The 25,483-nt window shown below is 49.7% G+C and carries 25 protein-coding genes; 10 read left to right on the top strand and 15 right to left on the bottom strand.

From position 1 onward, the window contains the following. The first annotated feature begins 11 nt into the window (after positions 1-11). Both phoR and ACXAH1_RS00205 read left to right on the top strand, forming a co-directional pair. Positions 12-1,340 carry a phosphate regulon sensor histidine kinase PhoR gene (gene phoR, locus ACXAH1_RS00210; protein ID WP_253046885.1) on the top strand — a complete coding sequence of 443 codons (1,329 nt, stop codon included), beginning with the start codon at positions 12-14 and terminating at the stop codon, positions 1,338-1,340. Positions 1,341-1,416: 76 nt separating this feature from the next. Further along, positions 1,417-2,385, top strand: coding sequence for a PstS family phosphate ABC transporter substrate-binding protein (locus tag ACXAH1_RS00205; protein ID WP_010383461.1), 969 nt, complete (start codon positions 1,417-1,419; stop codon positions 2,383-2,385). A gap of 70 nt (positions 2,386-2,455) precedes the next feature. Here ACXAH1_RS00205 and ACXAH1_RS00200 read toward each other — a convergent pair whose 3' ends face one another. The 8 genes from ACXAH1_RS00200 to sfsA all read right to left on the bottom strand — a co-directional run bounded on the left by ACXAH1_RS00200 (position 2,456) and on the right by sfsA (position 8,993). Then, positions 2,456-2,695, bottom strand: coding sequence for a hypothetical protein (locus tag ACXAH1_RS00200; protein ID WP_138551396.1), 240 nt, complete (start codon positions 2,693-2,695; stop codon positions 2,456-2,458). Between the two features lie 80 nt (positions 2,696-2,775). Beyond that, positions 2,776-3,630, bottom strand: coding sequence for a pantoate--beta-alanine ligase (panC, locus tag ACXAH1_RS00195; RefSeq protein ID WP_475192847.1), 855 nt, complete (start codon positions 3,628-3,630; stop codon positions 2,776-2,778). Further along, positions 3,630-4,424 (bottom strand): 3-methyl-2-oxobutanoate hydroxymethyltransferase, encoded by a 795-nt coding sequence (panB, locus tag ACXAH1_RS00190; protein WP_253046895.1) that lies wholly within the window; start codon positions 4,422-4,424, stop codon positions 3,630-3,632. Before panB ends, panC begins: the two co-directional genes overlap by 1 nt. 55 nt (positions 4,425-4,479) lie before the next feature. After that, a complete protein-coding gene (gene folK, locus ACXAH1_RS00185; RefSeq protein ID WP_475192844.1) occupies positions 4,480-4,989 on the bottom strand; it encodes a 2-amino-4-hydroxy-6-hydroxymethyldihydropteridine diphosphokinase in 510 nt (169 codons plus the stop codon). Beyond that, positions 4,986-6,317, bottom strand: a complete 1,332-nt coding sequence (gene pcnB, locus ACXAH1_RS00180; RefSeq protein WP_475192843.1) for a polynucleotide adenylyltransferase PcnB — start codon at positions 6,315-6,317, stop codon at positions 4,986-4,988. The genes folK and pcnB overlap by 4 nt, the downstream gene beginning before the upstream one ends. Before the next feature lie 301 nt (positions 6,318-6,618). Further along, positions 6,619-7,563: a tRNA glutamyl-Q(34) synthetase GluQRS gene (gluQRS, locus tag ACXAH1_RS00175; protein WP_475192841.1), complete on the bottom strand. Its 945-nt coding sequence runs from the start codon at positions 7,561-7,563 to the stop codon at positions 6,619-6,621. A gap of 18 nt (positions 7,564-7,581) precedes the next feature. Next, positions 7,582-8,025, bottom strand: coding sequence for an RNA polymerase-binding protein DksA (gene dksA / locus ACXAH1_RS00170; RefSeq protein WP_054014689.1), 444 nt, complete (start codon positions 8,023-8,025; stop codon positions 7,582-7,584). 260 nt (positions 8,026-8,285) lie between these two features. After that, positions 8,286-8,993 (bottom strand): DNA/RNA nuclease SfsA, encoded by a 708-nt coding sequence (gene sfsA / locus ACXAH1_RS00165; RefSeq protein ID WP_475192838.1) that lies wholly within the window; start codon positions 8,991-8,993, stop codon positions 8,286-8,288. 81 nt (positions 8,994-9,074) lie between these two features. Here sfsA and pepB point away from each other — a divergent pair, with 81 nt between their 5' ends. Continuing rightward, entirely contained in the window at positions 9,075-10,370 is a 1,296-nt protein-coding gene (gene pepB, locus ACXAH1_RS00160) for an aminopeptidase PepB (protein WP_475192837.1), read from the top strand. Positions 10,371-10,413: 43 nt separating this feature from the next. Here pepB and ACXAH1_RS00155 read toward each other — a convergent pair whose 3' ends face one another. The 5 genes from ACXAH1_RS00155 to gpmM form a co-directional block, all read right to left on the bottom strand. Continuing rightward, positions 10,414-10,833: a CBS domain-containing protein gene (locus ACXAH1_RS00155; RefSeq protein ID WP_138551388.1), complete on the bottom strand. Its 420-nt coding sequence runs from the start codon at positions 10,831-10,833 to the stop codon at positions 10,414-10,416. A 102-nt stretch (positions 10,834-10,935) separates the two neighbouring features. Then, positions 10,936-11,670 carry a divergent polysaccharide deacetylase family protein gene (locus ACXAH1_RS00150; RefSeq protein ID WP_475192834.1) on the bottom strand — a complete coding sequence of 245 codons (735 nt, stop codon included), beginning with the start codon at positions 11,668-11,670 and terminating at the stop codon, positions 10,936-10,938. 36 nt (positions 11,671-11,706) lie between these two features. Continuing rightward, positions 11,707-12,927: a S41 family peptidase gene (locus ACXAH1_RS00145; protein ID WP_253046912.1), complete on the bottom strand. Its 1,221-nt coding sequence runs from the start codon at positions 12,925-12,927 to the stop codon at positions 11,707-11,709. Positions 12,928-12,965: 38 nt separating this feature from the next. After that, positions 12,966-14,105: a murein hydrolase activator EnvC family protein gene (locus ACXAH1_RS00140; RefSeq protein WP_475192833.1), complete on the bottom strand. Its 1,140-nt coding sequence runs from the start codon at positions 14,103-14,105 to the stop codon at positions 12,966-12,968. Between the two features lie 3 nt (positions 14,106-14,108). Further along, positions 14,109-15,653 carry a 2,3-bisphosphoglycerate-independent phosphoglycerate mutase gene (gene gpmM / locus ACXAH1_RS00135; protein ID WP_475192831.1) on the bottom strand — a complete coding sequence of 515 codons (1,545 nt, stop codon included), beginning with the start codon at positions 15,651-15,653 and terminating at the stop codon, positions 14,109-14,111. A 263-nt stretch (positions 15,654-15,916) separates the two neighbouring features. On the opposite strand from gpmM, the gene ACXAH1_RS00130 reads away from it, so the two are divergent. The 4 genes from ACXAH1_RS00130 (at position 15,917) to gpsA (ending at position 18,178) form a co-directional block, all read left to right on the top strand. Further along, on the top strand, positions 15,917-16,348 hold the full coding sequence (locus ACXAH1_RS00130) for a rhodanese-like domain-containing protein (protein ID WP_138551383.1): 432 nt from the start codon (positions 15,917-15,919) through the stop codon (positions 16,346-16,348). An 8-nt stretch (positions 16,349-16,356) separates the two neighbouring features. Then, entirely contained in the window at positions 16,357-16,611 is a 255-nt protein-coding gene (grxC, locus tag ACXAH1_RS00125) for a glutaredoxin 3 (protein WP_054014682.1), read from the top strand. A 73-nt stretch (positions 16,612-16,684) separates the two neighbouring features. After that, positions 16,685-17,167 (top strand): protein-export chaperone SecB, encoded by a 483-nt coding sequence (secB, locus tag ACXAH1_RS00120; RefSeq protein ID WP_046006181.1) that lies wholly within the window; start codon positions 16,685-16,687, stop codon positions 17,165-17,167. Positions 17,168-17,170: 3 nt separating this feature from the next. Beyond that, positions 17,171-18,178, top strand: a complete 1,008-nt coding sequence (gpsA, locus tag ACXAH1_RS00115; RefSeq protein ID WP_253046993.1) for an NAD(P)H-dependent glycerol-3-phosphate dehydrogenase — start codon at positions 17,171-17,173, stop codon at positions 18,176-18,178. 64 nt (positions 18,179-18,242) lie between these two features. Here the strand turns inward: gpsA and ACXAH1_RS00110 are convergent, their stop codons facing one another. Continuing rightward, positions 18,243-19,199, bottom strand: a complete 957-nt coding sequence (locus tag ACXAH1_RS00110; RefSeq protein ID WP_253046921.1) for a methylenetetrahydrofolate reductase — start codon at positions 19,197-19,199, stop codon at positions 18,243-18,245. A gap of 302 nt (positions 19,200-19,501) precedes the next feature. On the opposite strand from ACXAH1_RS00110, the gene ACXAH1_RS00105 reads away from it, so the two are divergent. From ACXAH1_RS00105 to ACXAH1_RS00095, 3 genes are all read left to right on the top strand, one after another. After that, a complete protein-coding gene (locus tag ACXAH1_RS00105; protein WP_475192823.1) occupies positions 19,502-22,375 on the top strand; it encodes a M16 family metallopeptidase in 2,874 nt (957 codons plus the stop codon). Between the two features lie 199 nt (positions 22,376-22,574). Further along, complete coding sequence (gene cysE / locus ACXAH1_RS00100) at positions 22,575-23,396, top strand: serine O-acetyltransferase (RefSeq protein WP_253046927.1); 822 nt, start codon at positions 22,575-22,577, stop codon at positions 23,394-23,396. Between the two features lie 29 nt (positions 23,397-23,425). Continuing rightward, positions 23,426-24,088 (top strand): hypothetical protein, encoded by a 663-nt coding sequence (locus ACXAH1_RS00095; protein WP_475192822.1) that lies wholly within the window; start codon positions 23,426-23,428, stop codon positions 24,086-24,088. On the opposite strand, the gene xseA is transcribed toward ACXAH1_RS00095, so the two are convergent. Beyond that, positions 24,085-25,449, bottom strand: a complete 1,365-nt coding sequence (gene xseA / locus ACXAH1_RS00090; protein WP_475192820.1) for an exodeoxyribonuclease VII large subunit — start codon at positions 25,447-25,449, stop codon at positions 24,085-24,087. The genes ACXAH1_RS00095 and xseA overlap by 4 nt on opposite strands. Positions 25,450-25,483: the final 34 nt, after the last annotated feature.

Here is a 25,483-nt window from a genome sequence, read left to right as displayed (position 1 = left end):
GATCATTTTGTATGTATAGGGTGATTGATAAACAGGCGTTATTGAAACGCCTGTTTTTGTATTTTCTGCCATTGACCCTGATTGGGATCTTATTAGGCGCACCGTTTGTTTTACTCTTTATCGGTGCCATGGTGCTGTTGATCTGGCATTACCAGCAGCTGTATCGGCTGAGCGATTGGTTGATCAATCAGCGCAGCTTTAACCCCCCTGAGGGATCGGGTGCCTGGGAGCAGATCTTTGAAGGGATCTATCAACTACAACACCGCAATCGCAAAAAGCGAAATGAACTGGCGGAATTGATCCGACGTTTCCGTGAAGGTGCCGAAGCGGTGCCAGATGCAGTGATAGTGATGCAACAGGATCTCAGTATTGTCTGGTGTAACCAACTTGCACTTAAAGTGCTTGGTCTGCAATGGCCAACGGATCATGGCCAGCGTCTCGATAACCTGATCCGCGATCCTAAGTTCGTTAAATATATGCAGGCTCATGATTTTCATGATCCCCTGGAGATGGAATCCGGGCATGGGGGTGAGCGCGTTTTAGAATTTCGGGTTATGCCTTACGCTGAGCAGTTAATGATGGTGGTGCGCGATATTTCAAGACTTAAACAGCTCGAGCAGATGCGCAAAGACTTTGTCGCTAACGTGTCCCATGAACTGCGTACTCCTCTGACGGTGGTCACCGGTTATCTGGAGATGATGGAAGGCGATCAGATGCCGCCGCCGGCAATGTGGAACAAAGCGCATCACACTATGATAGAGCAGTGTAAGCGAATGGACAGTCTGGTTAATCAGCTGCTCTCACTATCTCGTATTGAAGGGCAGCGAAACCAGGACAACGACAAAGCGGTGAATGTGCCAGCCATGCTGACGTTAATTCAGACCGAAGCGAATTCACTGAATCAGGATAAGCATCATGAGATTGAGTTTAGTGTCGACCAGGCTCTGGATATCAAAGGATGTATTGATGAACTGCGCAGTGCCTTTTCCAATCTGGTGTTTAATGCCATTCATTACACTAAACCAGGTGGCAAAATCACGGTTAACTGGTACCTGGATGGCGAACGGCCACGCTTTTCTGTGATCGACAATGGCGATGGTATTGCACCTGAGCACATTAACCGACTTACTGAACGATTCTATCGGGTCGATAAGGCGCGCAGCCGTAAAACGGGTGGTTCAGGGCTAGGTCTGGCTATCACTAAACATGTCTTGTCTCGCCATGATTCACATCTGGAAATCGACAGCACACTTGGCAAGGGCTCATGTTTCTCATTTGCCTTCGAAAAAGAAAAACGTATTTTTATGACAAATGCTGAAAGTCATAAAAGTGTCATTTGAGAGTAATTTTATTGTCATTTGTTTTCTGCACAATGTGCTCAGAAATTAAATGGGAAGAACATTTGGAGTGACCCCAATGAAATTTAAAAGCTTAGTTGCCGCAATGGGTGTGGCTGTAACAACACTGGTATCTGCTCAAGCCTCTGCACTTGATAAGAACCTACCTGAGTACAACAAAACCAGCGGTATCTCAGGTAACTTTTCATCTGTGGGCTCTGACACGCTGGCTAACATGATGACGTTCTGGGCGGAAGAATACAAACGTATTTACCCTAACGTAAACATTCAAATTCAGGCAGCAGGTTCTTCTACAGCGCCACCGGCTCTGACAGAAGCAACAGCAAACTTCGGCCCTATGAGCCGTAAGATGAAGTCTAAAGAAATCGAAGCGTTTGAAAAACGCTATGGTTACAAGCCAACTGAAGTACGCGTTGCTATCGATGCTCTGGCAGTCTTTGTACATAAAGACAACCCAATCCAGGGTCTGCGTATCGACCAGGTTGACGCGATTTTCTCATCAACACGTAAATGTGGTGCTTCTGAGCAAGTCGAGCGCTGGAGCGACTTAGGCTTGTCTGGTGACTGGGGCAGCAAAGACATTCAGCTGTATGGTCGTAACTCAGTATCAGGTACTTACGGTTACTTTAAAAAGAAAGCCCTGTGTAAAGGTGACTTCCGTAACAACGTGAATGAGCAGCCAGGTTCAGCCTCAGTAGTACAGTCAATCTCTTCATCAGTGAATGCGATTGGTTACTCGGGCATTGGTTACAAGACATCAGGTGTGCGTACTGTACCACTGTCGAAGAAAGGCGATAACTTTGTTGACGCGACTTTGGACAATGTTGCAAAGGGCAAATACCCGTTGTCTCGTTTCCTATACCTTTACGTAAACAAGCACCCGAACAAGCCGCTTTCTCCAATTGAAGCCGAGTTCCTGAAAATGGTGCTGTCGAAAGAAGGTCAGAAGATCGTAGAGAAAGATGGATATGTACCACTTTCAAGCCAGCTAGCAAGCAAAGAGCTTAAGAAGCTAGGTCTGCTATAAGCATTGCATGGAAAGAAAAAACCGCTCACTGAGCGGTTTTTTTATACCTGTTTTTCGACAAAAATAATGATTAATACAGCGTGCTATTGCGCTGCTGCTGAGTGAGTTGCTCAGCCTGTGCCTTGCATTGATTAAAGGACTCGATGCACCCATCGCTGCACACCTGCATAGCCAGAGACTGAGGGTTAGCACGTTGCTCACAACTTTGCTCACATTGATAGTTTTGCTGTGCGCACTGATTCAGTTCAGGGGAGTTCGTATTGCTACAGCCTGCCAGTAACAAGGCAATCATTGATATCTGTGGTTTCATGAAACAAGTCCTGCAAGAGAGTATTTAAAGTGAGGATCCCGCGTAAGTTCACAAGGTGATACCGGGGATCCTATTCATTGTTATGCTTCAGTTAGGACCTGGATATTGTCGATTAGTCTCACCTGATTCAGGTAAGCAGCAGCCAGGATCACAAACTCACTGTCTTCCAGTGTAGCAGGTTTTAGGCTGTCTCTTTGGGCGATAGAAAAGTAATCGGGTGTCAGACCTGCTGCTTCGAGTGTCGAGCTGGCGGCTTGCTCCAGTGCTGCGAAGTCTCGGGCTCCGTCTGACAACTGTTGAGCTGTGTCATTGAGAGTCTGATAGAGTACTTTTGCGGTGTCTTTTTCTTGCTCTGACAGGTAGCCATTGCGAGAACTCATGGCCAAACCCGAGATCTCTCGCTGAGTTGGTACTCCGATGATTTCAATGGGCATGGATAAGTCGCGCACCATGGTTTTTATCACCTGAAGCTGTTGGTAGTCTTTTTCACCAAAGCAGGCAAAGTCAGGTTGAACCAGGTTAAAGAGTTTGGTCACAACTGTGGCCACTCCTCTGAAATGACCGCTGCGACTACCACCACAATAGCCCTCGGATACGCCTGGTACATCCACATAACTTTGTGTTTCAAGGCCGTTTGGATAGATCACATCAACACTGGGCGTGAAGACAATGTCGGTGTCCAGCTCGGCCAGCCCTTGCTTGTCCTGCGTCAGCGTGCGTGGGTATTTATCCAAATCTTCATTGGCCCCAAATTGCATCGGATTGACAAAAATACTGACAACGACTTTGTCTGCCAGTGTCTTGGCTTTTTCTACCAGTGAAAAATGTCCCTGATGCAGATTGCCCATGGTGGGCACAAATGCAATGCTTTGACCTTGTTGTCGCCAGGCTTTAATTTGACTGCGCAGAGATTTGATTTCTGTAATTGATTGCATTAGTTAAACTCATGTTCCTGAGAGGGAAATGCACCGCTTTTGACATCAGTGCAGAACTTTTCGACCGCAGCGGGCATATTGCCTGTCTCTGCGAGGAAGTTTTTCGAGAACTTTGGAATATAGCCCGCTGAAATTCCAACTAAATCATGCATAACCAAAATCTGACCATCGGTATCTTTACCCGCGCCAATCCCAATCACAGGGATAGTCAGTGCTTCGCTGATGCGTTTGGCCAGTGCTGATGGGATACATTCGATAACCAGTAGCTGAGCGCCTGCCTGCTCCAGCGCAATGGCATCAGCGATCATTTTCTCAGCCTGAGCTTCTTCACGACCCTGGATCTTGAAACCACCAAAGACGTTCACCGATTGCGGAGTCAGACCTAAATGACCACACACAGGAATGCCTTGTTGCGTCAGCAGTCGAATAGAGTCTAGCAACCATTCTCCGCCTTCCAGTTTGACCATATTAGCGCCTGAACGCATGAGCACTGCTGCGTTCTCGCATGCTTGTGCCGGGTTGGCATAACTCATAAAGGGCATATCGGCCACCACAAACAACTCTTTGCTGCCGGCACGAACACAGCGCGTATGGTATGCAATATCCGCTGTGGTCACAGCCAGAGTATCTTCGCCACCTTGCAGTACCATACCCAGAGAGTCGCCTACCAGAATGACGTCAACGCCGCTGTCATGGAACAGCTTTGCAAAGCTGGCATCGTATGCCGTAAGTGCTGTGATTTTTGTTCCTTCACGTTTTTTCTTGGCCAATGTTGAAACGGTTACTTTAGCCATATTTCCCCCTTTGTGATCAATTCAAAGCTGAGCGTACTGTGTCGCCCAGACCTTACTATGCAATCGATTTGGTTATGCGATATTGGGCGACAGCTGTAAGCCCATTTCGTGGCAGTGAAGTGGCAATATTGGCCAGCAACTGCCCATTTGGTAAGGTGAGTTCGGGTGCAATTTCTAGCAGTGGAAAGACCACAAACTCGCGTTCACACAAGCCGTAATGCGGCACGATTAATCGCTGTGTGTCTATCTGTTCATCGTTGTATAGCAGGATATCTAAATCTAATGTACGTGGTCCCCAGCGCTCTGCTTTTCGGACCCGGCCATGCTGTAGTTCAATCTGCTGCAGCAGATCGAGCACTTCTATGGCGGGCAGGTCTGTCATAAGTTTAGCAACGGCATTGACATAATCAGGCTGGTCCTGCGGACCCATAGGCTTTGAGGCATAAAAGCTTGATACGCTTGCCAGCGTGAGTGATGAGGATGCACTCAGCGCATCCAACGCATTGCGTAACTGTGCCTCAGGGGCGTTCAGATTCGCCCCTAGTCCAATATAAACAGTGTTCATGATTCTGGGTTTGGTTTTCTACGCGGTTTATTTCTGGGACGACGGCGGCGTCTTTCTGAGCCACCAGAGCGTTGACCTAGCGCTTTCACCATCTCTTTTTGTCCATTGACGTCCTGTTGCAAATAGTCAGTCCACCAGTTTGCCAGCTCCTGCTGGTCGGTTTCGCCACTTTCTACCCGCAACAGCAAGAAGTCATAACCGGCTTTAAATCTCGGTTGCAGACTAAGACGGTAAGCGCGCTGGCCACCGCGTTTATCGAGACGTTGCTGGATATGCCAGATATCCCGCGCGCCCAGCGTAAAGCGTTTCGGCACGGCAATGTGACGGGCGTTTTCTGCCAGAACCTGGCTGATGGCCTGCATAAAGGCATCATAGTCATTCATGCCCTCAGCTATTAATGCGTTACTGCGGTCTCGTAGCGGGAACCATAGTAATGCGGCATAGATAAAGGCTGGGGTGACTTTCTTATCTGCGTTAATACGCTCGTCCGTATTCGCAAACATTTTTTGGATAAATGTGCTTTCAAACTCACTGTTGGCATTATCCAAGATAGCGTCAACGGCCGGAAATAGTTGTTTAAACAGGCCATATTTTCTGAGCATCAGGAAGTTAGCTTCGGCTTTGCCACCCAAAAAGAGCTTCAGCGTTTCCTCAAACAAGCGTGCCGGAGGAATATTACTCAACAGAGGTGCGAGTGCTTTAATTGGCGCTTCGGTTGGACCAGCAATGGTCATATCTAACTTAGTGGCGAAGCGCACGGCACGCAGCATACGTACCGGATCTTCTCGATAACGGGTTTCAGGATCGCCAATCAGTTCAATCTTGCGTTGCTCAATGGCTGCAATACCGCCTGCAAAGTCCCGGATACTGAAGTCGTTAATCGAGTAGTAGAGTGCATTGATAGAAAAGTCACGACGCTGTGCATCTTCTTCAATGGTGCCATAGACGTTGTCGCGCAGCAGCTGGCCCTGATCGCTTGACTGGCTGGTTGGATCCGGGTTGTCCTGTGCCTGGTGGTGTCCACGCATGGTCGCCACTTCGATGATTTCACGACCAAAAACGATATGGGCGAGCCTGAAGCGGCGGCCGATTAGCCGACAATTGCGAAATAACTTTTTGACTTGCTCAGGTGTGGCGTTGGTAACAACATCGAAATCTTTGGGTTCAATGCCTAACAAGATATCACGAATACAACCACCCACCAGATAGGCGTCATAGCCACCATCTTTAAGTCGGTACAAAACTTTGATTGCATTGGGGCTAAATTGTTTGCGCGAGATAGCATGTTCACTGCGTGGTATTAACGCAGGTGTAGCACTACATGTCACGGTTCCTACCGGATCCTTGCCTTTAACTATCTGACGGCAAAGTTTTATAATTTTGGAAATAATAACCACTCTCCTAACGACCCTGAACAATCCAAATTGCGTGCAATAAAGCGTGCATAATGCACCTATATTCACCATACGGCCATAGAACTTGTTTTAGTTTGTATAGTGTAGGCGAATTAACGAGGCCCGCTATCATATACTCAAATGGGGTCAAATTGAAGGAGCGGGGACGTATTCATGATTAAAAATCCGACATTAGATCGACAGTCAAGGCAGACGCGAAAGGATGGGGGTGAGTTCAGGCCGTTAACCCAGTGAAATCATAGTGTCCGTCGGCTTGCAGCGAGACCTGAATTTCACGGTGGCGTGGTAAGGCACGCAGTGAAAAATGCTGTTCAGCCCAGTGCAGAATATTGTTCACCGAATCACCATGTAACTCACTGGGAACAGGCAGGCCCAAAAAACCAAGTGCAGCACACAACGCAGGCTGTGGCTTGGTCGTGTTGATGGCGGGCGCGTGGTTTTGTTTTGACAGTTTAAACCCCGGTTGTGCTACTGCTAACGACACATGTGCGTATTCTGGGGCCTGGTAGCCCAACTGGTTAAACAGGCTTATCTGACGAGCTGTTGGCTCCAGTAAATCGGCACCACGTACGACACGCGTTATTTGCTGCTCAATGTCGTCAACCACCACGACCAATTGATAGGCAAACAGGCCATCCCGACGTTTTACAATATAGTCTTCTTTGGCCAGAGACGCCGGCAGATTGACCTGCCCCTGCAACAGGTCGTCAAATGAATAGACTGGCTGGGTCTGTATTAGTCTGAGGGCATTGCCGTCGGGTGCAATATGGCGGTCCCGACAATGATTGTCATAAAACCCACCACGTTGCTTGAGTGCTTTGCGGGTACAGCTACACGGGTAAGTGAGCCCGGCATGGTTAAGCTGAGCTAAGATATCTCGATATAACGCATGACGCTGGCTTTGATAGACGACTTCGCCGTCCCAATGCAAACCATATGCTTCTAGGGTTCTGAGGATCTCGTCCGCGGCACCAGGAACAACTCTGGGTGTGTCTATGTCTTCCATTCTTACCAGCCATTGGCCCAGATTGACTTTGGCGTCCAGGTAACTGGCAAGGGCGGCTATCAGAGAGCCGAAATGAAGAGCACCGGAGGGAGAGGGAGCAAATCGACCACGATAGCTCCCAGACAGATAATCGCTATTAAACTGGGGTAGCATAGCTAAGACGAGCGTGTGTTAGCCTCGACCTTGTTGTTTTTCTTTTATTTCAGCAATTGATTTACAGTCTACACATAAGTCCGCAGTTGGGCGGGCTTCCAGGCGGCGAATGCCAATTTCAATGCCACAAGAATCACAATAACCGAAATCATCGTCTTCGATCAGTTGTAGTGTTTTTTCAATTTTCTTGATCAGCTTACGTTCACGGTCTCGGGTACGTAGTTCCAAAGAGAACTCTTCTTCCTGTGCCGCACGGTCTACTGGATCAGGGAAGTTTGCCGCTTCATCTTGCATGTGGTTTTTGGTGCGGTCAACTTCGTTACGAAGATCGCTACGCCACGCTTCCAGTAATTTTTTGAAATGCGCACGCTGTGCGTCATTCATATATTCTTCACCCGGCTTTTCCTGATAAGGTTCTAAACCGGCTTGAGCCAACAACCCTAGTTTTTTCTGGTCTGGCATAGCATTCTCCTAAATCCTTAATAAACAACCCCAGCTAACGCCGGCGGCTATAGATAGCAAAATCTTTACCCCTTGGCAAACACTTTTTACTTGTAAGACCACTCCCGGTTAGAAGGTATGATCGGCATCACAAAGTCTCGATTGACGGGGGTCACACTGACATTTGCAGCTATATGGAGGCAAATTTTTCACTTTCAAGCTTAATACTCATTATACTGCACTATTTATGCCCCAAGATCACTGTAACTGTGGCGTTCATTTCAATCCGTGCAGAAGGGGAGGGCCTGAGTCAGGTTGACCTCCTGCGTTGATACCTCCGCCCGGTAGGCGTAAATCTCTACCCCTTGTTGCAACGCCTCTTCAATCAGTAAGGCGTACTTGTTATCTATGTGTGCAGCCGGTTTTACACTGTGGATGCCATTGTGCATGACGACAAATAGTAAGACTGCGCGCATGCCTTGTTGTCGCATCTGGATCAGCTCGCGCAGATGCTTTTGTCCCCGGGCTGTCTGGGCATCCGGAAAATAACCTTGTTCATTGTCCAGCAAAGTGACTGATTTTACTTCAATATAGCAGTCAGGCTTGTTGTCATCTTGGAGTAAGATGTCGATGCGGCTGTTTTCTGTGCCGTACTTTACTTCGCTGCGCAGTGTCTGATACCCCGTTAACTCCGAAACACCGTCACGTTCGATGGCTTCAATGGCCACCTTATTGGCCATTGCCGTATTGACACAGATCAGTGCACCGTTCTGGTTGGCCGTCAGTTCCAGCGAGTGAGGATATTTACGTTTCGGGTTGTCACTGGTTGAGTAATATGCGCTGAAGCCGGGATCGGCGCAGCCGGTCATTTTACCTGTGTTTGCACAATGTACGGTGAACTCCCGCTGTGTGTCGTCTTGCAAGTCAACCAAAAAGCGTTTGTAGCGTTTAAGCAAGGTGGCTTTGGCCAGTGGGGCGTGAAACTTCATAGATTAATCGCATTCGTTTGGGGCATTTTGCCCGCTAGTGTACACTGCAAGTTACTAATAAGCGCAAGAGTGAAATCATATATGGCTGACAAATTTATTGTTCGACTGACGGATCAGGCCCCGGCTGCACATTGGGGTGGCAATGCGACTTTATCGTACGATCAGGATGGTGCCCTGGTGCATCTGAGCGAACACGACACACTGAAGACTATTCAAAAAGCGGGCCGCAGTGTGGCTCAGCAAGGGATCCTGGCTGTTGAATTACAGGGGGATGCCTGGTGCACTGAGTCTCAGTGGGCATTTTATCAGGGCTTTGTAAGCCCGAAACAACTTGATGGTGTGACCTTCTGTGACAACGCACAGTCGGACCTGGCTGAGTTGCAGGCGCTGAAAACCGCTGCTATCTGGACCCGTCAGATGATCAATGGCACAGCTGAAGACATCTATCCTGAAAGCCTGGCGGGTAAAGCGGCTGAATTCATTCAGTCTCTGGCGCCAGAGCATGTGAGCTACCAAATCATTAAGGGCAACGCGCTGCTTGAGCATCAATGGATTGGGATCCATGAAGTGGGCCGCGGTAGTGAACGCCCTCCTGTGTTACTGGAACTGGATTTCAACCCGACGGGTGACGAAGACGCACCGGTTTCCGCAGCTCTGGTAGGTAAAGGGATCACCTTTGACTCAGGCGGTTACTCAATTAAGCCCAGCGAGGGCATGCTGACCATGAAATGCGACATGGGTGGTGCGGCGACAGTGACCGCGGGTCTGGCCATTGCTATTCAGCGTGGGATCGACAAGCGCATCAAATTGTTCCTGTGTTGTGCTGAAAACTTGATTTCAGGCCATGCGTACAAGCTGGGTGATATTCTGACTTATAAAAATGGCACCACTGTTGAAATCGTCAACACTGATGCAGAGGGACGTTTGGTTCTGGCTGATGGCCTGATGGCTGCTGGCGAAACAGGTGCACCTTTGATCATCGATGCAGCAACACTGACAGGCGCGGCGCTGGTTGCGGTCGGGCAGGAGTACAATGCATTATTTGGCCTGGACAAAGAGCTGGTCAATGACGTACAGCAATTTGCTCAGGAAGAGTTCGAGGCGGCCTGGCCGTTACCATTAGAAAAGTGGCATCAGAATAACTGTCCATCGGCATATGCAGACACGGCCAATAGCCGAGCGCAAAAAGGCGGTGGTTTTGGTGGCGCCTCTAATGCGGCAGGCTTCCTGTCTCGCTTTGTGCCAAACGAAGGGCAGGGCTGGGTGCACATCGACCTGGCGGCGTCATTCCAGAATAATGCCGGCTCACAGTGGGCATCAGGCGCTACGACATTGGGCATGCGCACGGTTGCACGTACCCTGCAAGCGAAAGCCTGATAATCAGAGTAAGCAATAAAAAAGCCCCGTGACGGGGCTTTTTTTATGACAGCAAGGCGGCGGCCAGGCGGACAAAGTCTGACGAGGTTAAAATACCCAGTAGTTTGCCCTTGTCGTCGGTCACCGGCATGCAGCCATGACGATTATCAACAAAAAACCGTACCACTTCTTGCAGGCTCTGTTGTGGCTGTACACTGGCAAAGTCGGTGGCCATGACTTCTGCAACCTGCTGTTGCTTTTCTTTGCGCTCCAGTGCGTTAGTGCCATAGGTGGCAATGATCCCCATGACTTTTGCGATCATGATCTTCTGTGTCAGCATACCAACCAGCATGCCATCGTCGTCTATCACAGGGATATGGCGAATGTTCTTCTCGCGCATCAGGTTGTGCGCATCGTTGAGTGTATTGGTTTTACTGACGGCCAGTGGATCGGGCGTCATTAAATCGGCTACTGTGGTTAACATAAGCACTTCCTTAAGCGAACATAATATCTTGCTTAAGTCTAGCCGACACTGGGTGTCAGTGAATGGTGCCAGATCAATTTTGTCTGGTTTTTACTCTGAAGTTTATTCTGAGGCTTGGGCTGAGTGTTTGACGGCAGCCAGTTGAATGTACTTGTGTTCAACCAGTCGTGACAGCGGAACCAGTTCAATGCCTTCGGTTGCCAGCTCGCCCAGTGCCGTGGCAAGAAATGCCCGGGTTTGCGGGTAAGGGTGGGCAATGCCGATGGCATAGCCTTGCTGGTGGGCTAATGCCTTGAGCTGATCAAACTGCCTGCGCAATGCATCCGGATGAGTTTGATTGTCTAAAAACACATGGCGGGCGACATTGGCCACGCCATACAGGTTTGCCACATGCTGGGCCTGACTGAGCTCTGTAGTGCGGCTATCCAGAAAATACAGGCCACGTTTTTTCAGCAATTCCATGGTCCATTTCATCGGCTCAACGTACTGAGTTAATGCCGAGCCCATATGATTGTTCACCCCTTTGACCTGAGGCAGGGTAGCCAGGGCATGCCCCAGCGTGGTTTGCAGTTGCCATTTGCGCATATCCAGTGTCAGGGCGCCCGGCCCAAGGGCTTTGTCTTCCAAAGCCTGCATAGGAATGTGAAGCAACAGTTCACGGCGCTTGTGGCTGGCCTGATAAGCAAAGCGTTGTGAAAATGGGGTATGCGGTAAAATGGCGTAACTCAGTTGGCCGGGCAAATCCAGCAGTTCTAAATCACGTTCGTGGTATCCAATGTCATCAATGACGATGGCAACCTGGTTGCCATAGCTTGGTGCCGCACAGAGAAAAAGCACCACAAAGCCTAATATAAGTAAGCGCACTATCCTGAATTATTGTTGTAAATTATGGTTTTGTAATAGTTGTTCCGCTTCTTGCCAATGTTTATCAAGGTTGGCAATAAAGGTCTGTCTGACCTTTTTTTCACCAGCCATTATAGCGTCTTTGTCGAGTTCTAAAAGTACTTGTTTGCTAAAAACCACATCGGGTTGGATCCCGGTGCCTTCGATAGATTGGCCCGAGGGAGTAAAATAACGTGCTGTCGTCAGTTTCAGTGCTGTGGTGCCGTTACCGATGGGAATGAGCGACTGTACAGAGCCTTTGCCATAAGAGCGGTTACCCAGTATGAGTGCCCGACTGTTGTCTTGCAGTGCACCGGCGAGTATCTCGGCCGCCGATGCCGACTGCTCATTGATAAGCACCAACATGGGCGCGCCGTTGAGTATATCGCCCTGGGCTGCAAAAAAGCGTTGGTTTGCATCGTAAAAACGACCCCGGGTACTGACAATAGTGCCGCTTTGTAAAAACAGATCTGAAATGGCGACGGCGCTGTTCAGTGTACCGCCTGGGTTGTCTCTTAAGTCGACAATGAGTCCTTTGAGCGGCTCGCCCAGGTGGCTATTAAGCATACTGATGTGCCGGGCAAAATCATGATAACTGTGATTGTTAAAGCTACTTAGCAGGATATAGCCAATGCCGCCGGACAACAGCTGGCTGGACACGCTGTGAAGCGTGATCTCTTGTCGTCTCAGGGCCAGTGTAACTTCTGCATTGGCACGCTTTACGGTGAGCTGAATCGTCGAGAACTGTGCTTCACGCAGTAATTTTGAAACTTCAGCAATAGATTTTCTTTTCACGTCATGAGTGTTGATGGCCAGAAGTTTATCACCCCCCTCAATACCTGCAGCTTCCGCGGGTGAGCCGGGCAGAGTATCCACAATCACAACGCCGTCTTCGACTTCTTCTACTTCGATCCCAAGTCCGGTGTAGCGACCATTGGCTGCGCTGAATAAGGCTTCAAGTTCATGTTCATCAAGGTACTTTGAATAGTCATCTAACTGGGTGAGTAGCTCGCCAAAGTTGTCTTTTTTAACATGGCTGAGCGGCAAGTCTTCAACATAGTAGGTATGAATATGATACAGGATCTCATCAATTTGCTCGCTCGAAAGCTGTCTGGCATTAAGTGGCAGGCACAATAAGCTGAGCATCAGGCCAAGTGCCAGCAGCCATTGCCATACGAAGTTTTTATTTGGTTGAACACATGGAGTCATCATATGCTGCTCCTCACTGGGGGGCAGCATCGGTTAGTCAGTTAACTGGATCTGCACCATTTTACTGGATCAACAGCGCTTCCCTTATGCCGTATTTCGAAGTATAGACCAGGATCGGTTTGTCCGCCGCTTTGCCCTACCAAGGCAATGGGCTCGCCTGGCATGACCTGATCGCCAACGTCTTTGAGCAGGGTTTGGGCATGGCCATACAGGCTCATAAAGCCTTCCCCGTGATCTAATACGATGACCCAGCCGAAACCGTTCAACCAATCGGCATAGACCACCTGACCCGGTGCCACGCTATTAACGGGATCGCCATTGCTGCCGCGGATCACGACGCCTTTCCAGTTCATGCCGACATGTTTGCGCTGGCCAAAGCGATGCTTCAAGCGGCCATCAAGCGGCCAGGCTAGTTTGCCTTTTAAGCGCTGTAACCCTTGCAGCTGCGCGACATAGTGTTCAGGGCTGGCTGCCTGCTCGGAGGCCAAGGCTTCCAGGGTTGTGATCAGGGTCTGCTCGTTCTCTTCAAGGTAGGCAATCGCAGCCTTTGCCTGATTGAGCTTGTCGTTGAGTTTCGACAGATGGGTTCTGCGGGCATTTTGTGCCAACAACAGCTCGTCCTGACGGGCTTTTTGCTGGCCTTGTAAAGCGTGCAGTTGATTCTTTTTGCGCGCCAGTTGCGCGCTGTTTTGGGCCAGTTTCTCAAAAACTGACTTAAGCGCTTCGAGCTGAGCAATGCGGGCCTGATTAAAGTAGTCGTAGTAACTAATGGTGCGCTCCAGAGCTGCAGCATGCTGTTGGTTCAGGAGCATTTTGGAATAATCGTGACTGCCTGTCACATACGCACTTTTGAGCTGTGCAGCCAGCAATCGCTGGAGGCGCTTTTTTTGCTGCTTGAGCTGCTCAGCTTCGCGTTTCAGTGTGTACTGCTGCTGCTTGTTTTCGCTGATCCCTTGCTCTGTCAATGCCAGTGCTTTGGCACTTTTGGCGATTTCCAGTTCAAAAGACTGCAGGGTGCTCTGCAGGGCACGAAAGCTGGCTTGTTGTTGCTGATACGCGACCTGACTCTTTTTGAGCTCGGCCTGCACCGCAGCCAGGTCGGCTTTGGTGCGGGTTTCGTTCGCCTGTCCGGTCAGGGGCAGGAGCAAACAGACCGAAAGTACAGCAAGCGTACGGCGCATAGTTTACTTCAGCCGCATGACAGGTGAACCAGTCATTTCCTCAGGCTGAGGCATGCCCAACAGGTGCAACATGGTCGGTGCCACATCGCTCAGTGTTTTGCCTGCCTGTGGTTCTGCATCCCGGCCAATGTAAATAAATGGTACCGGCTCACTGGTGTGTGCTGTGTGGGCCTGACCGGTTTTGCTGTTCACCATTTGCTCTGCGTTACCGTGGTCAGCCGTAATGAGCGCCTCACCGCCAGTTTCTTCCAGTGCTGCTACAACACGGCCGATACAGGCATCAACGGCTTCACAGGCTTTCACGGCGGCTGCAAAAACACCTGAGTGACCCACCATGTCACCATTTGGATAGTTACAGATGATCACATCGTGCTCACCACTGTGAATGGCTTCGACTAGCTTATCGGTCAGTAGGGCGGAGTTCATTTCAGGTTGCAGGTCGTACGTGGCTACCTGAGGCGAGGGGATCAATTCGCGTTTTTCGCCGTCGAACAGTTCTTCACGGCCACCGCTGAAGAAGAAGGTGACGTGGGCGTACTTTTCGGTCTCGGAAATACGCAGCTGCGTTTTGTTGTGTTTTGCCAGCCATTCGCCCAGTACATTGGTGAGTTTTTCCGGGGCAAAGGCGACGGGCGCGTTAATATCGGCCGCGTATTCCGTCATCATCACAAAGCCGCTCAGTGCAGGGATTTTTTTCTTCTTGAAGCCAGCAAAATCCGCATCCACAAAGGCGCGGGTCATCTGACGGGCACGGTCAGCACGGAAGTTGAGGAAAATCAGCGTATCGCCATCGTTAATGGTCGCTGCTTCTTGTCCTTCTGCGGCAATGATGGTTGCCTTGACAAACTCATCGTTTTCGTCACGCTCATACGCCGCGTTCAGGGCACTGACCCCATCAGCATTACGATATTCAGCTTCGCCACACACCATCAGATTGTAAGCGGCTTCAACACGCTCCCAGCGATTATCACGGTCCATAGCATAATAACGACCTACGATTGACGCCAGACGGCCACACTTGAGTTCTGCAAACTGTGCTTCAATACGTTCAATCGAAGCCTGAGCGCTGCGTGGTGGCGTATCACGACCGTCCAGGAAGGCGTGGAAGTAAACCGCTTTGGCACCGCGCTTGGCGGCAAGTTCGATGGCTGCAACAATATGGTCTTCATGGCTGTGTACGCCACCCGGGCTCAACAGTCCCATCAGGTGGACGGCTTTACCGGCGGCAACCGCCTTGTCTATGTTCTCAACCAGTGCCGGATTGTGCTCAAACTCACCATCATTGATGGCTTTGGTAATGCGCGTAAAGTCTTGATAAACAATGCGGCCGGCGCCCAGGTTGACATGGCCGACTTCAGAGTTACCCATCTGCCCATCCGGTAGTCCCACATCCAGACCTGAACCCGAGATCAGCGTACGTGGACGCGTTTGCCATAGCTCATCCAAAACGGGGGTGTTAGCCGCCAGAATTGCATTGCTCTCGGCGTCTTCGCGGTATCCCCAGCCATCGAGGATCATTAATACCAGAGGTTTTTTCTTTGCAGTCATTTGGGCTCCTGAAATGTGCACGAAATCTGGCCATAGGATACCTTGTTTTATATGAATATTCAGCCCTCTGGGCGTGATTTATCCTCAACCACTTTAAATTTCATATAAGTTACAAACCCGAGTTGAACCCTGTCGCTAAGCGCTGCAAGCGGTTAGCCAGCGATTGCTTGCAAAGTCAGGCATTATGTCACAGATGTTTGTACCAGCGCCCGTAAGAAAGTATACTCGCGAGCAATTTCATTTTCCTGGTTGGTAAAGACAATATGGAACAATACATCGAATTTTTAGGTAGAAACCCCATTCTCAGCATTATCTGGCTGGTTTTGGCGGCTATGTTGGTCTCAAGCTGGTTGAAAGGCATGTTTTCCAAGATCCGTCAGATCAATCCGCAGCAGCTTACTATTTTGGTAAACCGTCAGGATGGCCAGGTGTTTGATATGCGTGCGGCGAAAGAGTTCAATGGCTCACGTATCGCTGGTAGCGAGCATATGAATGTGGAAAAAGCCAAACAAAATGATTTCGCAGGACTTGAAAAGTTCAAAACTAAGCCCATTATACTGGTGTGTAACACTGGCATGACCGCATCTGGCATTGCCAGCAATATGTACAAAGCTGGCTTTGAGCAAGTGTACGTGTTGTCGGGTGGATTTGGTGCCTGGCAAACTGCTGGCCTGCCAACAGCCTCGGGTAAATAGGAGTAAATATGAGCCAAGTTGTTATTTATACAAAGGATTACTGTCCTTACTGTCATCGCGCAAAAGCGTTGCTGGACAGCAAAGGTGTCACATATACCGAGTACGATATCGGCGCGCAACCCGAGCTGCGTGAAGAGATGATCAGCAAAGCAAATGGTGGTCACACGGTGCCACAGATCTTCATTAAAGAGCAGCACATTGGCGGTTGCGATGACATGATGGCGCTTGAATCACAAGGTAAGCTGGACGCCTTACTGAGTTAAAATTTATTGCACCCAGGTTACGGGCCCGAGGTGCTACCCCACTTAAAATAAAGACGAATAATTAGGAAGAACAATGACAGAGCAAAACAACGCAGCTGCTGCAGAAGAACAACAAGGTCCACAATTTAACATTCAGCGTATCTACACCAAAGATGTGTCGTTCGAAACGCCAAACTCTCCGGCTATTTTCCAAAAAGAGTGGACACCTGAAGTAAAGCTGGATATGGACACGCGTTCTGCCAAGCTGGACGAAGGTGTATATGAAGTTGTTCTGGCACTGACTGTCACTGCGTCATTGGGCGAAGAAACTGCATTCCTGTGTGAAATCCAACAGGCTGGTATTTTCTCAATTGGTGAGCTGGAAGAGCTGCAAATGGCACATATGTTAGGCGCGTTCTGCCCGAACATTCTGTTCCCTTACGCACGTGAAGCGGTTGCAAGCCTGGTTAACCGTGGTACCTTCCCACAACTAAACCTGGCGCCAGTAAATTTTGACGCGCTATTTGCTCAGTACATGCAGCAACGTGCCGCGCAAGAGCAACCTGCTGACGCATAAATGATGAATACAGCACAATCAGCTGTGACCGTATTAGGGGCGGGGTCGTATGGCACCGCCCTTGCTATTTGTTTTGCCCGCAACGGTCACCAGGTTACTCTTTGGGGACGTGACAGCACTGCCATTGCGCAGTTAGCCAGCTCGCGTCAGAATGCCCGTTATTTACCGGATATTGACTTTCCCGCGTCACTGCAACTGGAAGCCGACCTGACTCAAGCCGTTCAGGCCAGTCAATTGGTTTTGGTAGTGGTACCCAGCCACGCGTTTGCGCAAACGCTGGAAGCGATTAAGCCACATTTGTTGCCGGGTGCGAAAGTCGCCTGGGCAACGAAAGGGTTGGAGCCGGATACCGGCCGATTACTGCAGGATGTGGCATTGGATGTACTCGGTGAGCAGGTTCCGCTGGCTGTATTGTCTGGACCGACTTTTGCAAAAGAAATGGCCGCCGGGTTACCGACTGCTATTTCAGTGTCGTCGCGTTGCGAAGCGTTCCGCGGTGAACTGGCTAAGTTGCTCCATTGTGGTCGCTCGTTCCGGGTGTACAGCAATGATGACTTTATCGGTATTCAGCTTGGTGGCGCGGTGAAGAATGTGATTGCCATTGGCGCAGGTATGTCTGATGGTTTTGGCTTTGGTGCCAATGCCAGAACCGCTTTGATCACTCGTGGGTTGGCGGAGTTATGCCGGCTGGGCTTATCGCTGGGTGCTCGTTCTGAAACCTTTATGGGGATGGCGGGACTGGGCGATTTGATCCTGACCTGTACCGATAACCAATCGCGCAACCGACGTTTTGGTCTGGCACTGGGCCAGGGAAAAAACGTCGAAGAGGCGATGCAGAGCATTGGTCAGGTGGTGGAAGGGTACCGCAACACCAAAGAAGTGTACCTGCTGGCAAAGCGCACAGGTATCGAAATGCCGATCACGGAGCAGATCTATCAGGTGCTGTATCAACAAAAAGACGTCAAAGAAGCCGCGATGGCCCTGCTTGGCAGAGAGCAAAAGTCGGAATAAACGGATGTCTGAGAATAAAAAAACCGAGCACACAGGCTCGGTTTTTTATGTCTTTGTGAATCGCTCAAGCGATCTGTTTTTCTGCCAGCGTCAGCTCCATAGTGGCTTTGAGCAAACGGTACAAATTGATCGATGCATCGATTTCTTCTTTGCGGTTAGTCAGACTTTCTATGTTCAGTCCCAGCGGGACATCCAGTTGGGCACAGCTACGCAGAATAGAATCCAGATTTTCACGACAAATGCGGATCGATTCACTCAGGGTATTGTCTGCATCCAGCATGCGCCACTTGGTCGCTTCAGGTACTGAAATCCCAAGCCATTCCATAAATTGCAGCGTCTTCTCACCCCCGCAGGGGGTAAAAGTCAGGATCAGCCGCTTCGGCTCAATGCCTTGTTGTTTGCAGGTACGGGCATAGCTGGTGATCAGGTCTATGGTTGCCTGAGCATTATAAACTGCCTGAGAAATAAAGAATTCACAGCCCTGAGCGGTTTTTTCAATCAGGCGTTCATGTTCATTGCGTTTGGATGCATGACGCTCTGCAATGGTTACACCGCCCAGAAAAAAGTCTGCCTGGTGCGCAGCTAGGGCCTGATAAGCGTCTGGCAGTGGCAAGTTAATTTTACCCTGTGATGAAGGAGAGCCAACCAGGACCAGATTGTTCAGGCCAAATTCCTGTTTGGTGTTGCTAAGCCACTGGTTAAATTCACTACTATCACGTTGTGCCACACTTTTATAGGTGATCACGTCCAGTTGTGACAACGACTTCACCAGACGGCTGTACTCGCACGGGTCGACGGTTTCCTTAAACGGAAAAGGGCGGGGCACATCGGTGCGGCTGCTTTCATCCTGAATGTCGTAAACGATAACGCCGTCATATTCAATTTCATGCAGTCGATCCAAAAGCTTAGTTGCAATACGTTTTACCTTATCCTGCTCCGTACCAGATTTGGGCGGAGTCGTACCAATCAAATATACCCCTTGGTTCGGGTCTAAGATTTTCTCTTGTAGTGATAACGCCATGGTCCAGATTCCGGCAAAAATTCAGTGTATGGGATCTAATATAGCAGCCATTTAGACGTCTAGATAGATTTTTTTCTTGAAACAAATTCAATACAGATGAATTTCTCTCATGGTGTTTTCGTCATGTTGGAGCAAGCTGTTGTTTGCCCGCCGGTTTATTCAGGGAAATTTAGTTCATATTTCTTTACATTATTTGGGCGTGTAAAGATGAATTAAGGTGGGATTGCGGCATAATTGGGAACTATGCGTCCCAATTACAATGGGACCAAGAATAAAAATCACGACAAATTTAAGGGAAGCATATGAAATTTAAACTACTGGCGACCAGCCTGGCTGTGTCACTGGCTCTGGCCGGCTGCACCGCAACGCAACAATCGGCGCAGCAGGGGCCAACCAGCATAGAGGCGCAGGCCAGCAATAAAGTGTTTGCACAAGACTATGTTCTTGAAGAGCTGGATAATGGCTTACGTGTGATGGTGGTGAAAACCGACTACCCAGATGTTGTGTCACTGCAGATCCCAGTCTCTGTTGGCTCGCGTAACGAAGTCGAGCCGGGCAGAACCGGGTTTGCTCACTTCTTTGAGCATATGATGTTTAAAGGTTCTGAGAAGTTTCCACAGGATGTCTATGCCGACATTCTGAAAAACTCCGGGGTGGACAACCGCGCATACACTACCAACGATTATACTAATTACCATTTGAATTTCTCAAAAGAGCACCTGGATAAGGTCCTTGAGATCAAAGCGGATATTTTTCAAAACCTAAGCTACAGTGAGTCGCAGTTCCGTACCGAAGCGCTGACGGTCAAAGGTGAATACCTGAAGAACAACGCCAGCCCGATCCGAAAGTTGTTAAGTGCGGTGCGTAAAGAAGCATTTGATAAGCACACCTACAAGCATACCACCATGGGCTTCTTCGAAGATATTGAAGCCATGCCGGATCAAATGGAATATGGCCAAATCTTTTTTGAGCGTTTCTATAAGCCTGAATACGTGTCTATCGTGATTGTGGGTGATGTCGATCCGCAGGAAACCATGGCAATGGTTAAAAAGCACTGGGGTGGCTGGCAGCGTGGTAACTATGTTGCCGATATTCCGGTGGAGCCGAAGCAGCAACAAGCCAGGTATGTGCATGAACACTACGAAGGGTTGCCGGGCCACTGGTTATTGGTTTCCTATAAAGGGGCTGCATGGGAACCTGCAAAGAAAGACCGTGCCGCATTGGATCTGCTCTCACAGCTTTATTTCTCTGAAAACTCAGAGCTTTATCAGGAGCTGGTAGTCGATAAGCAAATTGCCAGCCAGATGTTCACTTATAATCCGGAGACCAAAGATCCGGGTCTGCTTCACGTGTTTGTGAAGGTTAATGAAGAAAGTGACTTAGCTGTGGTACGCGATGCCATCAATCGTACTTATGCTAACGCGCGCACTGAGCTGGTTGACAGTGATAAGCTGGCTGCACTGAAGTCGAACCGCAAATATAGCTTTGCCAACGGCCTGGACTCGTCGCAGGCGATTGCCAGCATGTTGGCGGAATATATGCATTTCGAGCGCGATCCTGAAGTGATCAACACCTTGTATGCGACCAGTGATTCCATCACGGCTGAAGACATTCGCGATGTCGCCAACCGTTATTTCGTTGACAGTGGCCGTACCACAGTGACGATGTCGGCATTGACCCAAGTCGCTGGGTTTGACAAAGAAGTTGAACTGGATGCGCTGGTGTCGCAACAAAGCCAACCAAAACAACAGAAATTCACCGTACTGGATAAAACCAATGCTTCACCTTTGGTTGATGTGAATCTACTGTTTTACACTGGGGCTGCCGCGGATCCTAAAGGCAAAAAAGGCGTGGCCGCCCTGACTGCTGCCATGATTGCCAATGGTGGCTCGCAGAGCAAGTCTTATAAAGAAATCCAAAAAGCCCTGTATCCCATTGCAGGTAGCTTTGATTATCAGATTGACAAAGAAATGCTGTCACTGCGTGGTCGGGTGCACAAGGACAATGCTGCACAATGGTATGCCTTGATCAGTGAACAGTTACTCAATCCAGGCTTTAGAGAAGATGACTTTAAACGTCTGAAAAAAGAGCTGATCGACAACATCAAAGCGGGCCTTAAAGCATCAAATGATGAAGAGCTGGGCAAAGAGGTGCTGTATCATAAATTGTATCAGGGCCATCCATACGAGAGTTACAATCTGGGCGATTTGTCCGATCTCGAAGCATTGACTCTGGATGATGTGAAAGCGTTCTACCACAGCCAGTTTACTCAGGCAAAACTGAACGTGGGGATCACCGGTGCGCTGGATGAGCAGCTTAAAGCACGTATGCTCACTGATCTGGCTAAGCTGCCCAAAGGGGAGAAGTCTCGGCTGACGATCCCGGATGCGCCAGCATTAGAGGGTCGACATGCTACTATCGTTGAGAAGAGCGCAAAATCGACTGCAGTATCGTTTGGTTTCCCAATCGATACCATCCGCAGCAGCAAAGACTGGACTGCCTTATGGCTGGTGCGCTCTTACTTTGGTGAGCACCGTAACTCAAACGCTTACCTGTTCCAGCGGATCCGTCAGGTGCGTGGTATGAACTATGGTGACTATGCTTATATTGAGTACTTCCCGCGTGGTATGTTCCAGACTAAGCCCGATGCCAACCTGGGCCGCTCTGAGCAAATTTTCCAGGTGTGGTTACGTCCGCTGCGTTCTAATAACGACGCGCACTTTGCCACTCGTGTTGCTCAGTTTGAGTTAGACAAGCTGATTAAAGAGGGCATGACTGAGAGTGATTTCTCTGCCACCCGTAACTTCCTGAGTAACTTTGTGCCTCAGATGGTTGCCAGTCAGGATCGTCAGCTTGGGTATGCGCTGGACAGCCAGTTCTACAATACTGATGAGTTTGTGAACTACGTACGCGCGCAACTTGCTTCGCTGACCGTAGAAGATGTGAATCGGGTGATCCGCGAAAACCTGCAAAGTGACAACATTCACTATGTGTTTGTGACAGGAGACGCGGCTGATATGAAAGCACGTCTGGTGAATCAGACTGAGTCGCCGATGCACTATAATGCGCAAAAACCGCAAGCACTTATCGATGAAGATAAGCAAATTGCCAACTACAAACTGGCTATTCCGGCTGCGAACATCGAGGTGATGAACGCAGAAGCGGTCTTCAAGTAACGCCCCATCAGAGCCCTCTGCCGGGCTCTGAGTTTGTCAGGCGGATCGTGTATCCGCCTGGTTTCCCATCCCCTGCTCGCTATTTCGGGTTATAATTAATAACAAATTGATGCAAGAAGCATTTGACTATCACTGCTAATTTACTGCATTGCAGGGTAAGATAGACAAAGGCCTTGGAATTATTGAAAAAGTGCAGTTTATGAGACACGAGATCTGGCAAAAGCTTCGTCAGGAAGCCACCGAATTAGTTGATCGCGAGCCGTTGCTCGCCAGCCATGTTTATTCAAGTATTTTAAATCATGAATGTCTGGGTGCGGCATTGAGTTTTATTGTGGCAAACAAGCTGGCAGACGCCGTGGTGTCTGCATTCACCATTCGTGAACTATTCGACCAGGCCTTTGTCGATTGCGACCGTATGCTGACGCATGTGGCACATGATATAAAAGCGGTTAAAGATCGTGACCCGGCTGCCGATAGCTATCTTAACGTTATTTCAAACCTTAAGGGCTTTCATGCAATACAAGCACACCGACTCGCCCATTGCTTATGGCGACAAGACAGAAAAGAGCTCGCGCGTTTTATCCAAAGCCGTACATCCGAAGTATTTGGTGTTGATATCCATCCTGCTTGTCAAGTCGGCCATGGCATTATGTTTGACCATGCGACTGGTATAGTCATAGGTGAAACTGCAGTAATAGAGAACAATGTCTCTATTTTGCAATCGGTTACCTTAGGGGGAACCGGTAATGAGCAAGGCGATCGTCACCCCAAAATACGTGCAGGCGTATTGATCGGCGCGGGTGCCAAAGTACTGGGCAACATTGAAGTGGGCGAAGGCGCGCGGATAGGTGCAGGCTCAGTGGTATTGAAAGCCGTAGATCCACACACCACAGTGGTGGGTGTGCCCGCGAAAGTGGTTGGCAAACCGCCCTGTTCTTGCCCGGCAGAATCTATGGATCAAAACTTTCTGGATGAAGATCTGATAGCCCGTAACGAATCACACACCAGTGCTATGCTCTAGCATGTGACTGAGTAAGCTGGCAGTGCTTTATGGATAGCCTGAGCCAAAAGTGTTTGTGGATGTTGCTGGGGGCAGCCATTGCGGCTCCTCTAACCTGGTGGTTTGCATCAGATGACCCAGTACAGCCTGCCACTTCGGTTTTGGCTAACGCTGGCGATGCGACCCAACACACAGCTCCTTTGCTCCTGGAGCAGGCTCAACCAGAAAGTGCCTCTGACCCGGCCAACAGCACCGAACTGATAGCGCTGCAACAGCAAATTCTTCAGTTACAAGAAGAGCTGGAACAGGTCCAAAACCATACATCACCGAAGCCGGAGCAGTCCGCCCAGCAACAACGACCCCCTTCATCGGGCAATATTAACCGTCAGCTGGCCGAGATATTTCAAGCTGAATCGCGGGACCCTGTCTGGGCCGATGAGTTGGAATTGCAGCTTGGGGACTTTCTGTACACCAGCGATCTCAGTACATACTTTACTTACGCCAGTTATGGCTGCAAGCGCCATGTCTGTCAGCTCAGCTTTGTGCCGCGCAGTGAGGATATCGATGCCATGCAGTGGCAACGCCTGAATGACAGCCTCTTTAATAGTTCCTGGATAAAGCAATTTAAGATCAGCTCTGCGCAGCAAACGGCGCAAGGTATGCTGGTGCATTTTAGCACCAAAAGCATGCGTGAGCTGGCCACTGAGTATTAATTGTTTTCGCTATTTGGCTCAGCCGGTGTGACATCAATGACCTGGGTTTGCAACCGACCATCGTGTAATTCTGTGGTGAGTATATCGCCTGCCGTTACATCCCGGGTTGATTTCACCACTTTCTCGCCAGATTTAGTAATACTGTAGCCTCGCGACAAAACGGCCAGCGGACTGACACTGTCGAGCCTGGCTGCGAGCAAAGCCAGTTGCTGCGTATGTTGTTGCTGTGAAGCCTGTATTGTCCGGGTGAGCTTTTCTTTCAGGCTGTCCAGATGTTGATGTGCGTATCGCAACTTTTGCTCTGGATGAAACTGCGCCAAGCGATGTTGTGCCAGGGTAACGCGACTTTGAGCACGGTGTTGCTGGTGGTTCATTGCCCTGTGCAATCGGCTACTCAGTTCATCTACTTTTTGTGCCTGTTGCATTAGCTGTGCCTGCGGGTGTTGGAGTAACAGCCGCTGATGAGAATTTTGCAGCTGCTGAGCATGATGGGCCAGATAGCGCAGCATTGCGCTGCCCAGGCGCTGCTTCTGTTGACCTAACTGAGCCTGAATTTCTGCCCCATCCGGGCTGACCAGCTCAGCGGCGGCTGAAGGGGTTGGGGCACGCAAGTCGGCGACATAATCACTGATGGTGGTATCGATTTCATGCCCAACGGCGCTGATCACTGGCAGCTGACTGGCGAAGACGGCCCGTGCCACGGTTTCTTCGTTAAAGCACCACAGATCTTCAAGCGAGCCACCGCCACGACCAACAATGAGTACATCTACTTCACCTCTAATATTCGCCAACTCAATTTGTGCGGCAATCTGATGATGTGCTTCCTGGCCTTGTACTTGAGTCGGGTAGATCACCACTTCCAGCTGAGGTGCACGACGTTTCAGAACCGACAAAATGTCTCTGACTGCGGCCCCGGTTGGAGACGTCACGACGCCCACCCGGTTTATTCGTGCTGGCAGTGGTTGCTTATGCTGGCTACTGAACAAGCCTTCACCGGCCAGGCGCAGTTTGAGTGCATCGAACTGTTGTTTTAGCAGGCCTTCACCTGCCGGTGCCATATGTTCGACGATTAACTGATAATCACCGCGGGGTTCATATACAGACACCCGAGCCTGCACCAGTACCTGCTCACCGTTTTGTGGCCGGTAGCGACAGTAGCGGTTGTTGCCACGCCACATGGCTGCCTTTACCTGGGCTTTGTCGTCTTTGAGCGAGAAATACCAATGTCCGGACGCCGGGGCGACAAAGTTGGAGATTTCGCCCGTCAGCTGTAAAGAAGCGAACCCCTGTTCCAGCAAACTGCGGATCTCTCGATTCAGGCGCGACACCGAATAAACTTTTTCTTGTTGTGGCAACGACATACTCAGCTCCATAAAAAATTCACGAACACTCTAG

It is taken from the genome of Pseudoalteromonas sp. AWH4_217 (assembly GCF_056161105.1).
This window is presented reverse-complemented; position numbering and strand designations above follow the sequence as displayed.

Bases quoted from the DNA above. Each gene is read 5' to 3' on its own strand.
- phoR (WP_253046885.1), top strand. From the start codon at position 12: ATGTATAGGGTGATTGATAAACAGGCGTTATTGAAACGCCTGTTTTTG.
- ACXAH1_RS00205 (WP_010383461.1), top strand. From the start codon at position 1,417: ATGAAATTTAAAAGCTTAGTTGCCGCAATGGGTGTGGCTGTAACAACA.
- ACXAH1_RS00200 (WP_138551396.1), bottom strand. From the start codon at position 2,695: ATGAAACCACAGATATCAATGATTGCCTTGTTACTGGCAGGCTGTAGC.
- panC (WP_475192847.1), bottom strand. From the start codon at position 3,630: ATGCAATCAATTACAGAAATCAAATCTCTGCGCAGTCAAATTAAAGCC.
- panB (WP_253046895.1), bottom strand. From the start codon at position 4,424: ATGGCTAAAGTAACCGTTTCAACATTGGCCAAGAAAAAACGTGAAGGA.
- folK (WP_475192844.1), bottom strand. From the start codon at position 4,989: ATGAACACTGTTTATATTGGACTAGGGGCGAATCTGAACGCCCCTGAG.
- gluQRS (WP_475192841.1), bottom strand. From the start codon at position 7,563: ATGCTACCCCAGTTTAATAGCGATTATCTGTCTGGGAGCTATCGTGGT.
- dksA (WP_054014689.1), bottom strand. From the start codon at position 8,025: ATGCCAGACCAGAAAAAACTAGGGTTGTTGGCTCAAGCCGGTTTAGAA.
- sfsA (WP_475192838.1), bottom strand. From the start codon at position 8,993: ATGAAGTTTCACGCCCCACTGGCCAAAGCCACCTTGCTTAAACGCTAC.
- pepB (WP_475192837.1), top strand. From the start codon at position 9,075: ATGGCTGACAAATTTATTGTTCGACTGACGGATCAGGCCCCGGCTGCA.
- ACXAH1_RS00155 (WP_138551388.1), bottom strand. From the start codon at position 10,833: ATGTTAACCACAGTAGCCGATTTAATGACGCCCGATCCACTGGCCGTC.
- ACXAH1_RS00145 (WP_253046912.1), bottom strand. From the start codon at position 12,927: ATGATGACTCCATGTGTTCAACCAAATAAAAACTTCGTATGGCAATGG.
- ACXAH1_RS00140 (WP_475192833.1), bottom strand. From the start codon at position 14,105: ATGCGCCGTACGCTTGCTGTACTTTCGGTCTGTTTGCTCCTGCCCCTG.
- gpmM (WP_475192831.1), bottom strand. From the start codon at position 15,653: ATGACTGCAAAGAAAAAACCTCTGGTATTAATGATCCTCGATGGCTGG.
- ACXAH1_RS00130 (WP_138551383.1), top strand. From the start codon at position 15,917: ATGGAACAATACATCGAATTTTTAGGTAGAAACCCCATTCTCAGCATT.
- grxC (WP_054014682.1), top strand. From the start codon at position 16,357: ATGAGCCAAGTTGTTATTTATACAAAGGATTACTGTCCTTACTGTCAT.
- secB (WP_046006181.1), top strand. From the start codon at position 16,685: ATGACAGAGCAAAACAACGCAGCTGCTGCAGAAGAACAACAAGGTCCA.
- gpsA (WP_253046993.1), top strand. From the start codon at position 17,171: ATGAATACAGCACAATCAGCTGTGACCGTATTAGGGGCGGGGTCGTAT.
- ACXAH1_RS00110 (WP_253046921.1), bottom strand. From the start codon at position 19,199: ATGGCGTTATCACTACAAGAGAAAATCTTAGACCCGAACCAAGGGGTA.
- ACXAH1_RS00105 (WP_475192823.1), top strand. From the start codon at position 19,502: ATGAAATTTAAACTACTGGCGACCAGCCTGGCTGTGTCACTGGCTCTG.
- cysE (WP_253046927.1), top strand. From the start codon at position 22,575: ATGAGACACGAGATCTGGCAAAAGCTTCGTCAGGAAGCCACCGAATTA.
- ACXAH1_RS00095 (WP_475192822.1), top strand. From the start codon at position 23,426: ATGGATAGCCTGAGCCAAAAGTGTTTGTGGATGTTGCTGGGGGCAGCC.
- xseA (WP_475192820.1), bottom strand. From the start codon at position 25,449: ATGTCGTTGCCACAACAAGAAAAAGTTTATTCGGTGTCGCGCCTGAAT.